This is a genomic window from Vibrio sp. RM-69-4, assembly GCF_024743775.1.
GTDB lineage: Bacteria > Pseudomonadota > Gammaproteobacteria > Enterobacterales > Vibrionaceae > Vibrio > Vibrio anguillarum.
In genome coordinates, this window is the sequence record NZ_JAMQXI010000036.1 from 317915 (window position 1) to 330397 (window position 12483).

At 46.8% G+C, this 12483-nt stretch carries 13 protein-coding genes; 6 read left to right on the forward strand and 7 right to left on the reverse strand.

What is annotated here, in order from left to right:
* Positions 1 to 269: 269 nt before the first annotated feature.
* From NB504_RS05710 to radC, 7 genes are all read right to left on the reverse strand, one after another.
* A complete protein-coding gene (locus tag NB504_RS05710) occupies positions 270 to 497 on the reverse strand; it encodes a hypothetical protein (RefSeq protein WP_258428453.1) in 228 nt (75 codons plus the stop codon).
* A gap of 47 nt (positions 498 to 544) precedes the next feature.
* Positions 545 to 913, reverse strand: a complete 369-nt coding sequence (locus NB504_RS05715; RefSeq protein ID WP_258428454.1) for a hypothetical protein — start codon at positions 911 to 913, stop codon at positions 545 to 547.
* 30 nt (positions 914 to 943) lie between these two features.
* Positions 944 to 1678 carry a WYL domain-containing protein gene (locus NB504_RS05720; RefSeq protein ID WP_258428455.1) on the reverse strand — a complete coding sequence of 245 codons (735 nt, stop codon included), beginning with the start codon at positions 1676 to 1678 and terminating at the stop codon, positions 944 to 946.
* 138 nt (positions 1679 to 1816) lie between these two features.
* Positions 1817 to 1993 carry a hypothetical protein gene (locus NB504_RS05725; protein WP_258428456.1) on the reverse strand — a complete coding sequence of 59 codons (177 nt, stop codon included), beginning with the start codon at positions 1991 to 1993 and terminating at the stop codon, positions 1817 to 1819.
* Positions 1994 to 1996: 3 nt separating this feature from the next.
* Positions 1997 to 2440 carry a DUF2787 domain-containing protein gene (locus NB504_RS05730; protein WP_015296108.1) on the reverse strand — a complete coding sequence of 148 codons (444 nt, stop codon included), beginning with the start codon at positions 2438 to 2440 and terminating at the stop codon, positions 1997 to 1999.
* A 51-nt stretch (positions 2441 to 2491) separates the two neighbouring features.
* The gene (locus tag NB504_RS05735) at positions 2492 to 2929 is read right to left on the reverse strand and encodes a DUF2787 domain-containing protein (protein WP_258428457.1); all 438 of its coding nucleotides are present in this window, start codon (positions 2927 to 2929) and stop codon (positions 2492 to 2494) included.
* Positions 2926 to 3399 (reverse strand): DNA repair protein RadC, encoded by a 474-nt coding sequence (gene radC, locus NB504_RS05740; protein WP_258428458.1) that lies wholly within the window; start codon positions 3397 to 3399, stop codon positions 2926 to 2928. Before radC ends, NB504_RS05735 begins: the two co-directional genes overlap by 4 nt.
* A 546-nt stretch (positions 3400 to 3945) precedes the next feature.
* Here radC and NB504_RS05745 point away from each other — a divergent pair.
* From NB504_RS05745 to csy3, 6 genes are all read left to right on the forward strand, one after another.
* Positions 3946 to 4782: a WYL domain-containing protein gene (locus NB504_RS05745; RefSeq protein WP_258428459.1), complete on the forward strand. Its 837-nt coding sequence runs from the start codon at positions 3946 to 3948 to the stop codon at positions 4780 to 4782.
* Between the two features lie 114 nt (positions 4783 to 4896).
* Entirely contained in the window at positions 4897 to 5886 is a 990-nt protein-coding gene (cas1f, locus tag NB504_RS05750) for a type I-F CRISPR-associated endonuclease Cas1f (RefSeq protein WP_258428460.1), read from the forward strand.
* Complete coding sequence (gene cas3f, locus NB504_RS05755) at positions 5883 to 9257, forward strand: type I-F CRISPR-associated helicase Cas3f (protein WP_258428462.1); 3375 nt, start codon at positions 5883 to 5885, stop codon at positions 9255 to 9257. Before cas1f ends, cas3f begins: the two co-directional genes overlap by 4 nt.
* On the forward strand, positions 9257 to 10552 hold the full coding sequence (locus NB504_RS05760; RefSeq protein WP_309303439.1) for a type I-F CRISPR-associated protein Csy1: 1296 nt from the start codon (positions 9257 to 9259) through the stop codon (positions 10550 to 10552). The genes cas3f and NB504_RS05760 overlap by 1 nt, the downstream gene beginning before the upstream one ends.
* Complete coding sequence (gene csy2, locus NB504_RS05765) at positions 10549 to 11436, forward strand: type I-F CRISPR-associated protein Csy2 (protein ID WP_258428464.1); 888 nt, start codon at positions 10549 to 10551, stop codon at positions 11434 to 11436. Before NB504_RS05760 ends, csy2 begins: the two co-directional genes overlap by 4 nt.
* 11 nt (positions 11437 to 11447) lie before the next feature.
* Entirely contained in the window at positions 11448 to 12479 is a 1032-nt protein-coding gene (csy3, locus tag NB504_RS05770; RefSeq protein ID WP_258428465.1) for a type I-F CRISPR-associated protein Csy3, read from the forward strand.
* Positions 12480 to 12483 lie beyond the last annotated feature (4 nt).

The window sequence follows — 12483 nt, forward strand, 5'->3', positions numbered from 1 at the left end:
GCGAAATTGAACTGACTGAGTCTCCATTCCGTGAAGAAAGTTACTTAAAAGTATGTGAAATACCATACGAACCAATTTCACCACACATACAAGCGTTTAAGGTTTCAAGATACTTTTCGGATGCCACTAAGTCATTTTCGCTAAGAAGCTTTTGTCCAAAAACGTGTTTAAGCGGATGGTCAAGGCCGTGTGGAGCTTACGTACAGAAGCAAAAAAAGAATGGGGAGCGCGATTGCTCCCCATTGTCATTTTTATCGTTGCTGGTGGTGTTACTTTTCTTTGATTGCGTCACAGCCTTCAGGAACGGTGATGGTCGATACATCCTTGCCTTCCTGTTGCGCCGCTTTCACATCCATTTTGTATTGAGTGCATTTGCCCACACTGGTGTTGACGGCTCCCGAATCTGCGGATGGGCTGCCGCCCAGTGTTCCACCAGCAAAGGCGGAAGAGGTAGAGAAAACTAAAGCTGCTGTGATGAGTAGAGATGACTTGTTCATAGTTGATCCTTACGAGTTGGTTGAGTGTGTTATTTGGGAATTGGAAGTTAGAAGGTGTAGACAAAGGTGCCAGCGCTGGAGGTGACTTCGATTTCTTTTACGCTGTCTACGGTGCAGTTGTTGCTGTACCCGGTGTAGGTTTGACCGAACTGCAATGAAACGTTTCTTGATAGCTCGGAGGCAGTCCCCGCAGGTAATCGGCAGTTGCCACGGTTAATCACCACATCGCTAATTACGGTGTTGTCGGTGATGGCTTGCAGGTCAAAGACCAATGTTCCCCAGTGAGGGTTAGTCGATATCGATACTTCAATATCTGCTGGTGCTGTTTGAGTCTCTTCTTGGTCGCCACAAGCGGTGAGTCCGATAAACAGCACGCTCATAGCGGCGTATCGGAGTAGGGTGTTGATTAATGTCATAACGGTGCTTTCCTCATCGATGAGTGAAATTCAGGACGCACTGATTCCATCGTGTTCACGCATGAACCGCTCAAGATTGAAATCAGTCGGATAGGTAAAAGAAAACGTCGATACACTGGCCTCATCAATCAAGGGCAAGGCTAAGGTGCGTATCGTGTGTTGACCGGATAATCGAAAGAGCAGCAAGAGCGCGTCACACTGAACCGAGAGTCCCAGTGGCTCAATGAGCGCCTTCTCTTGCTGCAATACTTGGCTAGATATCTTGAGCATACGGTTGTGCAGTAATGCCGTGTGTACCGCATTCAACACTTGCCGTTGCTCGTCGCTCCACTCACGAATAGTGGGCAAAGCTACATGTACTTTGGCTAACCATGCTTGCTCTTTTGAATGTGCTGAACCCTTGTGTGACAAGGGTTTGTCTCTCTCCGAGGAGGACCCTTGCCCATGATTCAGTGCATCAGGAACCAGCGGCAGTAAGTACTTGTCGGTCAGTTGCCAATAGAGCATTTCCTGCTTGTTGAGCTTCAGTAATTGTTCTGAGGTTTTCCGGTAAACATGGGGCATGCTCATCGAATCACACTCCACGTTAAACACGTCCACAATGATGTCATCGAGGTAGCGTTTAATGCTGCGCGTGGTGCGGTGGATATCGAGTAGGGCTAACTGCTGCTGCAATTCCCTAACGGTGATCCATCGATGTTGAGGAATAAGCATCAGCGTGTGCAGCAAAGCGGATAACCCTTCAATGCTGGTTTTATTGCTCATGACTACGCTCTCAATACATCAAAGCTCCACACCGGAGTCGGACATTTAATGTCGGGAGAATAGAGGTGGGTCAGACACATAATGTCCAACGGTGAAAACAGCATCAATCGGCATCACCAAAGCGTGAGCCGATTAACATTAACGAGGCTTATGCTTATCACTGAGCTCAGCAATCACTACCAATAACCCAATCAACAGCACCACCAGAAACCCTAAAGTGGATAGGGCTCCGATGGCACCGAAGAGCGGAGATAATGAGAACAGTGTGATGAGGGCAGTGACAAGTTTGATGGTTTGTAGAAGAAGGGAAGTCATGAGTTATTGCGGGGTAACGGCTATCTCGTTGTAGGCGTCCGTATCGACATAGGCCAGAAAGTTATTCTCCCATAGCCGATACAGCTCTTTGGCATCACGGTCACCTTGCATTGGTAGCCAGCCACGATAGGCCACAAAGAACTGTCCAACCCGAAAATCAAAATCCAAGTTGCGCTCTAGCTCTGGATAGTAATTTCCCATATAAGCAAAGTCGGTGATGTACTCAATGCTCCATTCCCCTGTTGAGGTTTGGCAAATCGCTATCTCAACCGGATGAAAGCCGCCTTCATCCGCGCTGTAACTTTTATCACGGAAGTTAAACACCAGATAACGGCTGGTGGTCAGTGCTTCATTACTCAGTAAATGAGTGGTGAACTGTTCACTTAGCAGTTTATGCAGTTTCTTCGATACAGGTAGTGTGGATGCTGTGAAGGTTAGTTTGGACATGGTGAGTCCTCCTTGTTTCAGGATTCAAATAAGAAATGAGAGAGTGAGAATTTAGTGGAACGTACCGACCATCGTCAGTTGCACGTCATCAAAGACGTTTCTAGAAAGGTGACGAGCAAAGGCTTTCATCCAGACCGAGAGTAGCTCTTGTACCTCTGGGTTGGATAAATCCGTGCTCCCCACATCGGGTTGATAGCACCAGCGATTAGCTAGATGAAAGTACAACTCAGGTTCAACGGTTGTGCTGTTGTCGTCGGGATAAGAGAAGCTGGCAAAGAACACCACCAGCCAAGGGCTTGAGCCTGACTCGCGTTTAAGCTGTACTTCAATGGGATGCAAACCTTGTCGATGTCGGTAGTAACTCATTTGGCGGCAGTTCAACACGAGTCGTTCAGCGTTCTCTGGGAGAGTGTATCGATTCAAAAGGGCTTCCAGTGACGTATGTAAAGCGTCATCAATAGAAAGCTCACCATAATGTTGCTCAATCATAACCACCCCCTTTCAGCAAATGAGGTGCAGGTATCGCCTGTCACGATATGGTCGAGAACGCGAACATCCACCAGCGCTAAAGCATCTTTGAGTCTTTCTGTTATTCGTCTATCGGCTTGAGACGGCGTTGAGTCTCCAGATGGATGGTTATGGGCAAATATCACCGCTGCGGCATTCACTTCTAACACCGCTTTCACCACTTCACGTGGGTAAACGCTGGCCGCATCCACCGTTCCTTGAAACAGCTCTTTAAACTCAATCAGTCGGTTTTGGTTATCCAGTAGCAATAAGGCAAACACTTCACGTTCATAGCTGCCTAGCTTACAGCGCACATACTCTTTGGTGGCATCAGGATTGGTTAGGGCATCGCCACGCACGTAGCGGTTAGCTAGTATCTCAGCGGCATGCTCTAGGATTTCATTTTCCTGATAGCGTTGCTGCTTTTGGTACTCGGAAGTTTTGGGATTCATTTCAGGCTCCTGTCGGAATCAATGGTGAGTATTCACATTGATGACATATGCCTGAAGATTTTTGGATTAAGTCTTGTCGCGCCAAGGCTTAACTTCTAGCTATCTAGCTATCTTTTTACGTCAGGGCTTTATCGCAAGACTAATGGCGGAATATTTCCCAAATCACGATGTAACAAACTCACCTATCAGCCGGCCATAAGATTCAACCCGGAAAATGTTGTCAACTGATAATGGCTAGATTCGCTTTAGCCAGTCGGCAAGGAACGAAGCTTACCTTCTACCTCCTTTTAAGACCAGTTCCAACTCAACGAATGGTGCATCCAGTTTCGAATGCTTCAGTAAAAGTTGTGCCACTCTAAAATTTTCCATTATGGCTTTGGAGCAAAGTTGCAGTCGTTTTCAAAGTTATACTTTGAAATACATTCCTTGCTCGATATCCCTCATTCCATTATTGTGAATTTAGATGTGTAATGTCGAAATAATCACGAACACATCTTATTGATTATGCTACGTTATGCTCATTGTTAGACGATAGGCATATTCAGCGTGACCATACACACTCTTCAAGAACGGCATCGATTTTTAGAAATGCTTGCCTTGTGGCAAGGTTATGTGCGTAACAAAGATTTGGTCGACCAGTTTTCGATTACCCGCCAGCAGGCCTATCAGGATATCCGAGCGTACCAAAAAGATTATCCTGAACGGTTAACGAAAATGGCGTCTGGCCCTTATCAATTTAGCGCGCAATATCTCTTTGACGCCCCCAAACACTCGCTCGAGCATTATTTGCAGTGGTTCAGCACGGGTCAGTTCTATGCGCCTCAGTCATCATTCAATGCCGTGCTGGGTGAGCACTGCTCCGTTCCACAGCGTTATGTTGCACCACAGGTGATTGCTGCGCTAACGGCAGCGATTCGTCAGCAAAAACGCCTTGAGCTTGGCTATGTGTCACTGTCCAATCCCGAATGGGAAGGGCGAATTTTCCACCCCCATACCTTGGTTAAAACAGGTTTGCGTTGGCATGTTCGTGGCTACTGTGAAAAATCGCAGGGCTATCGCGATTTAGTCTTAAGCCGCTGCCGTGGTGATGCTGAGTTACTCGATGCTTCAGAGCATACCAAAGAGGATGATCGGGTTTGGAATACGCAGGTGGATTTAATTTTCGCCCCTGATCCACGTTTAAATGACGAGCAAAAAGAAGTCATCGCCCACGACTACCAAATGGAAAACGGACAACTGCGCATAACCACGCGCGCCGCATTGGTCGATTACCTACTCAAAGAGATGCAAGTCAAAACCCACTATCTCGAAGGAACGCCAGAAGCCCAGCAACTGATTTTGGTTAACCCACGTGACATCAAACCTTGGTTGTTTGAACGTTAAAACTCAGCCAAGCCACGCTTACGTAAAGTCACTTTACCTGAATAAATGCGCAGGATTGAGCTTAGGAAACAGATGCATAAAGTAGATGCATAACCGTAAAGCATGGAGCAAGTTATGGACGATCTCTCACCCTCTGATCTTAAAGTCATCCTGCACTCAAAGCGCGCCAATATGTACTACTTGGAATATTGCCGAGTGATGCAAAAAGATGGCCGCGTGCTCTACTTGACCGAAGCCGACAAAGAAAACCTCTACTTCAATATTCCAATTGCCAACACCACCGTACTCATGCTCGGTAACGGCACCTCCATTACTCAAGCCGCCATGCGCATGCTCTCACAGGCTGGCGTATTGGTTGGATTTTGTGGCGGTGGCGGTACGCCACTGCACATGGCTTGCGAGGTGGAATGGTTCACGCCTCAGAGCGAATACCGCCCGACAGAATACTTACAAGGCTGGCTCTCATTCTGGTTTGATGATGAAAAGCGCTTGGCCGCCGCCAAACAATTTCAAAACGCACGGATTGATTACTTGCAGCGCGTTTGGCGATCAGACCGAGAGTTAACGCTTGAGAAATTTAATCTGCAAGATGAAGTAATAAAGCAATCCCTTGATACCTTCCACCAACGTACTGAAGCCGCGAGTAAACAATCCGACCTACTGCTCACCGAAGCGCAGCTGACCAAAGCCTTATACAAATACGCCGCCAATAACACAGGCAAACAAGGCTTTACGCGTCAGCATCAGCCGGATAAAAAATGCACCGACAAAGCCAACGATTTTCTCAATCACGGCAACTATTTAGCCTATGGGCTTGCGGCAAGCTGCTTATGGGTGCTTGGCATTCCGCACGGCTTTGCTGTCATGCATGGCAAAACCCGCCGTGGTGCCTTGGTATTTGATGTCGCGGACTTAATCAAAGATGCCATTGTGCTGCCTTGGGCCTTTGTTTGCGCCAAAGAAAACGCCACAGAACAAGAGTTTCGCCAACAAATACTGCAAGCCTTCATCGAACACAAAGCGCTCGACTTCATGTTCGACACAGTGAAACACGTCGCACTGCAAGGCAAAGAGGAAGAAGAGCGAGAGGCACACCAATTATGATGGTCACCTTTGTCAGTCAATGCGAGAAAAACGCCCTCAAGAAAACCCGCCGTGTACTCGATGCCTTCGCCAACCGCATTGGTGATAACACATGGCAAACCCTCATCACCGAAGAAGGGTTACTCACGGTGAAAAAAATGCTGCGCCAAACCGCCAGCCGCAGTACCGCAGTCAGTTGCCACTGGATCCGCTCCCGTTCGCGCAGCCAGTTTTTGTGGGTGGTAGGTAACAAGAAGAAATTTAATGCAGAGGGATATGTGCCAGTAAACAGTACAGAGAAAGACCTGTTGAACAGTGAATTTGAAAATGATTGGAAATATTTACCCCTGATTAAAGCGATAACCGGAATGGCCGCTTTGCTGCACGATTGGGGTAAAGCCTCTTTACTTTTTCAGGAAAAGTTAAATCCAGAAATTAAAAACAAGCATAAAGGTGACCCGCTACGCCATGAGTGGATATCTTGTTTGCTGTTTCAACAATGTATCTCTAATCAAAATCATGAACGTCTTGATGAGGTTTGGTTAAACGCACTCATTAATCAAGGCATTGATGAAACTTGCTTTAATACCAACGTGTTACAAAAAGAGAAAGCACTTGCCGAATTACCGACAGCGGCGGCTTTGATCGCTTGGCTGATCGTTTCTCATCACCGCCTGCCTCTACCCAAAGAGAAAGACTTGTGTGATAGACAACGAGAAGTTGATAACTCGTCTTTAGCGGATTTACTTGCCAGAATTACCCCAGCATGGGGTTATGAAAACCGCTTTGATGAGTACAACGCGCTGCTGCCGAAATGTTTTGAATTCCCGTTAGGTCTGCTCTCTAATTCCTCGATTTGGCTTGCCGAACTTAAACGTCGTGCCAAGGATCTATTGCATCATCTGCCTTTACTCGATCAGGCAATCAATGATGGTAGTTGGCGAGGGATTCTACACCATGCTCGGTTGTGCTTGATGCTAGGTGACCACTATTACTCTTCACAGCCTAATGATCATCAATGGAAAACCTCGATAGAGCTGTACGCTAACACCGATCCCAGCACCAAAGCACGTAAACAAAAGCTGGATGAGCACTTAGTGAATGTTGCTAAAGTCGCGGTGAACACAGTGAAGTTACTGCCGTTTTTTGAAACCGAACCACTAGAAGCCACCGAGCTTAGTGAGCTTGTACCTAAGGCCAACACGCCTAAAGCATTCCGTTGGCAAGACAAAGCGGTACGCAAAATCAACGAGTGGCGAGAACACACGGAAGACAAAAGCCAAGGCTATTTTGTGGTGAACATGGCCAGTACCGGTTGTGGTAAAACCATCGCCAACGCCAAAATTATGCAGGCGTTATCTGAAGAGGGTGAAAGCCTACGATTTATCTTGGCACTTGGTTTGCGAACACTCACTTTGCAAACCGGAGACGAATATAAAGAAAGACTCAAACTGCAAGAGAGCGATTTAGCAGTGCTGATTGGCTCTAAAGCCATTTCGGAGTTGCATAAATCGGGTAAGGCGGTTGAAAAAGACGACATTGAACCTGAACAAGCGGATGCTGGTTCTGAGTCTTTGGAGAGTCTTCAAGATGAAAACGATGTTCTGGATTGGCAAGGTGTGCTGCCTGAAGAAGAGCTCACGACTGTTTTAACCAAAGAAAAAGACCGAAAACTTCTGTATGCCCCAGTACTAGTGTGCACCATCGACCACATCATGGCCGCGACCGAAACTAAGCGCGGTGGGCGCTATATTCTGCCCTGTTTACGTTTAATGTCATCCGACTTGGTGATTGATGAAATTGACGACTTTACCGGTGATGATCTGATTGCGATTGGCCGATTAGTGCATCTGGCAGCCATGCTGGGGCGCAAAGTGATGATTTCCTCTGCCACCATACCGCCGGATTTAGCATTGGGTTTATACAATGCCTATCGTCAAGGATGGAAAGTCTTTGCTGCCAGCCGTGATCGAGTCAGCACTGTTAATTGTGTTTATGTCGATGAATTTAGCGCTGATGTTCAGATGGTGGGCTGCGATGATGCTGATTTAGCTAACTATGAGGCTTTCCAGCAACGCTTTGTGTCTAAACGCGTGGATAAGCTAAAACAGCAGGTCGCGAAGAGAAAGGCCGATATCATTCCATGCATTAAACATAGTAAGCAACCGCTGGAGGAACAGTACTTCGAGACAGTGAAGCAAGCAGTTTTAGCCAAGCACCAGCACCACAACACCTTAGAACCAGAAAGCCAAATCAGGGTGTCGTTCGGTGTGGTTCGGGTGGCCAATATTCAACCTTGCGTCGAATTAACCCAATATCTACTCAGTTGTGATTGGCCTACCGATACCGAAGTGCGCTGCATGGCTTATCACAGCCAGCAGGTGCTGTTGCTGCGCCATGAGCAAGAAAAGCATTTGGATGAAGTACTCAAGCGCAAAGAGAAAACGGGTGAACTGCCAAGTGCTTTTTCTCATCCCGTGATCCGCGAACACCTAGCGGCTTGCCAAGCAAAAAACCTGATTTTTATTTTGGTTGCCACCCCAGTTGAAGAAGTGGGGCGTGATCATGACTTTGACTGGGCGGTGATTGAACCCTCATCTTTTCGTTCGATTATTCAAATGGCAGGTCGGGTGCGCAGGCATCGCGATGGCGAGATTAAAGAGCCCAATATTGGCTTGTTGCAATACAACGTCAAAGGCTTCAGGGGCGGCGCTGAGCGAGTATTTAATCATCCCGGCTATGAAATAGACTCTATTTCACCGTTAGTCACCCATGATTTAAAAGAGTTGGTCGACGACGAAGCATTGTTGCAATCAGTCAATGCCATTGCACGTATCCAAAAGCGAGCCGTGCTAGAACCGCGCAACAACTTAGCCGATTTAGAGCACTTTGCCATCGCGAAAACCCTTGGTAACGAGCATATTGGCAAACCACAGCAAGTCAATATCAGCCGTCAGGAGAGATACAACCGTAATCGTCGCAGTAGCTCGCCGCAGTCATGTTGGTATGAGCATCTGCACGGTCATGTTCACGGCTACTGGTGGCTGACCGCATTGCCGCAACACTTCAAACGCTTTCGTAAAAGTGAACCCACAGTACAAATCTACTTAGTTAAAAAAGCGCGCAGCATTGAGTTTTGTTTGCGTGAAGAACAGGGCGGCTTACATCCGATTGAACGCACCTTGAATATTGAACATCGACCGCTTGCGCCAGAACAAGAGCAGAAGCTTTGGCTGCAGCGTGATTATAGCGAGTTAGTCAGTTTATACAGTCTAAGCCCTGAGCAGGAGTTTGCCACGTCAGTACGCTATGGAGAAATCAGTTTTATCTACCGTGAAGGTAATCAGCAATACAGCTACAACGACCAACTAGGGTTGGTTAAGGTCAAATAATGGAGGGGAGTCGCGTGTTAGATCCAGTAATAGCCGCCTTTTTTGCGGAGCGTAAAGAAGCATGGCTAAAGAAGAATATCAGTGCAGCGATGTCTGATGCAGAAGTATTGGAAAAACAACAGGAGTGTGAACAAAACTTTCTATTAGACAATTGGTTGCCTGATGCGGCGCGTAGAATAGGTAGTAGGGCGTTAACTACTCATCCAAGTAAATTTAGCCATCCAAGTACAGGCGTTGGAAAAACAAATATTAAGGATGGCACATTTGTATCTCCTGTATTATTTGAAGGAAACCAACGTAATGATGGTTTTGTCAGATCTGGCAATGTGAGATTTGATTTGACTGATTCAGTTGGAGACGCTGGCGCGTTGGCCGCTGAAGATTTTCTTCGCGTTACTCTTTCTGATGGTATGAGTGTTCTTAAACACATCGAGTCTGAGACTGAAGTCGCTAGAGAGCTTTTAACAGTTAAAGGTGTTGACTATGAACAACTCCGGTCAAGCTTCTTAGCTATTAAAAGTACAAGTGAAGAAACATCTACGAACTCAAAAATCAAGCAGGTTTATTTTCCGGTCGCAGATCAGCAGTATCACTTACTTTCTTTATTGACGCATTCTGGGCACTTATTTGAGCTCCGACAACGTCTTGATGCCCTTCGATTTAGTAATGAAGCGAATGAGGCAAGAGAGTGCAAGAAAGCAAATCGGTTTCATCCCGTTGGTTACCAAGAAATCTTTGGTCTAACCACGATAGGATTTGGTGGAACTAAACCCGCGAATATAAGTGTGTTGAACAATAAATTTGCAGGAAAAGCGCATTTACTTGCCTCGATGCCACCGGAGTTAACACCTCGCGATATTCGTTTGCCGAAAACGGATTTTTTCAAAGAGAGTTTTACCGCTTGGCAAGCCAAAGAAGTGCTTGGAGCGCTGCATCGACTCTTTCAAACCGACTACAACAACATCAATCTCCGTGATGGGCGTGACTACCGTATTCAGCAATACGTTGATTTGGTGATAGAGAAAATGTGGCAAGTACGCCTGTTTCTTGAAGCGTATTCCGGTGAATTATCGAGTGCGTTGCCTTTGGAGCAAAAAATTTGGCTTTATCCGGAGTTTGCTGAGCAGCGTCAGCAAGAGGATGAGTGGCTCGATAAAATCATTCGCCACATTGCCCGTGGCTTAATCAACCATTACAGCCGCAGCAAAGTGCTCGCCAATCCCGTCACATTGGCTGACCAAGAGCTGCTGGCGATAGAAAAGGTGGTTGCCAGCAATAAGGAGAACTTGCGATGAACGTATTGATTTTACCGCATTTAAAAATTCACAACGCCAATGCACTTTCAAGCCCTTTTACTATTGGCTTTCCGGCCATGACGGCATGGTTAGGCTTTGTGCATGCGTTAGAGCGCAAGCTGAACCAGGCTGGGTTATCAGAACTCATGCTGCATAGTGCTGCGGTGGTGAGCCATCGTTGTGATGTTCAGACTCATAAAGGCGAAGGTGACTTTGTTCATTCAATTATCGGTACGGCTAATCCACTCGATAAGGATGGTTCACGCTCGGCATTTATCGAGGAAGCACGCTGTCATTTAGATGTGTCCCTTGTCATTGAGTGGAGTGGCAATGAAGATCAAGTTCAGCAGCCAGAGTTTACCCAGCAGTTGCAAGCTGTGATCGCGACGATGAAAGTCGCAGGAGGCGACGTTCTTGCCGTTGGGAAGCCCTCAATGAAATCTGTGATTACTGAAGAAAATACAGCTCAAGTCTTACGCCAATTAATGCCAGGCTATGTGCTGATCGAACGCCGCGATTTAATGATTGACGCCATGCAGCAAGGAGCTGACGCGATAGATGCGCTGCTGGGTTACCTCACCGTACACCACCATTGTGAGCAGCTTGAAGACCAAAGTGTTGTTTGGCATAGCCAGCGCAAGACGAGTGGTTGGATTGTGCCAATCGCCACAGGGTTTCAAGGTATTTCACCATCAGGAGAGGCAAAAAATCAGCGCGATCCATCAGTGCCGCATCGCTTTGCCGAAAGTGTGGTCACACTGGGTGAATTTGTCATGGCACACAAAATCAAACATCTCGATGACATCCTTTGGCAATACCACCCCGATTTAGAAAACGATCTTTACCTTTGTCAGCAAGTTAACGCTATCAACGAACATCAATAAGGAACAACCTCATGGCTAAAAATAACGACATCGCATCAGTGCTCGCATTTGAAAAAAAACTAGTGCCATCCGATGGCTACCTCTTTGGATGCCAGTGGGAAACCAAAGCGCAAGCCACCCCATTAGCCTTGCAAGAAAAATCAGTGCGCGGCACCATTTCCAACCGTTTAAAATCCGCAGTGAAAAACGATCCCGCTAAGCTGAATGCGGAAGTTGAAAAAGCAAATTTACAGCGGGTAGACGCCTGTGCCTTGGGGCAGGATCACGATACTTTGAAGCTACATTTCACACTCAAAGTATTAGGGGGGCTTGCCCAACCTTCGGCGTGTAACAACGCGCTGTTCAAACAGAGCTACGGTGCTGCGGTTTCACAATACATTGCCAAATATGGCTGTTTCGAATTGGCGAAACGTTATGCCACCAACCTTGCCAATGCCCGTTTTCTATGGCGAAACCGCGTTGGTGCAGAAGAGATTGAAGTGCAAGTCAAGGCATTAAACAAAGGGGCAGAGCAGGCGTGGACCTTTAATGCCAAACAATTCAGTACTAAACACTTTGATCATAACGATCCACAGATCAATAGTTTGGCCGACAGAATTGCTCAGGTGCTAGCCAGTGAAACTGATCATTTGATGCTGCAAATTGACTGCTATGCCAAAGTTGGTAAAGCCCAAGAAGTTTACCCTAGTGAAGAGTTGGTGCTGGATAAAGGAAACAGCAAAACCAAGAAAAGTAAAATCCTGTATGCGGTTAATGAGCATGCTGCGATGCACTCACAAAAAATTGGTAACGCACTGCGTTCCATTGATACTTGGTACCCAGATTACGCATCTGAGGAGCAAAGTGCAGGAGCCATTGCGATTGAACCTTATGGCGCTGTCACCAATTTAGGAAAGGCGTTCCGTACCCCGAAAGACAAGCAAGATTTTTACACCTTCTTCGATAAGTGGGCGCGTGGTGAAAGCTTGCCCCGTGAAGAAGATGAGCATTACGTCATGGCGGTATTGGTGCGTGGTGGTGTGTTTGGCGAAAGTGACAAATAGGTGG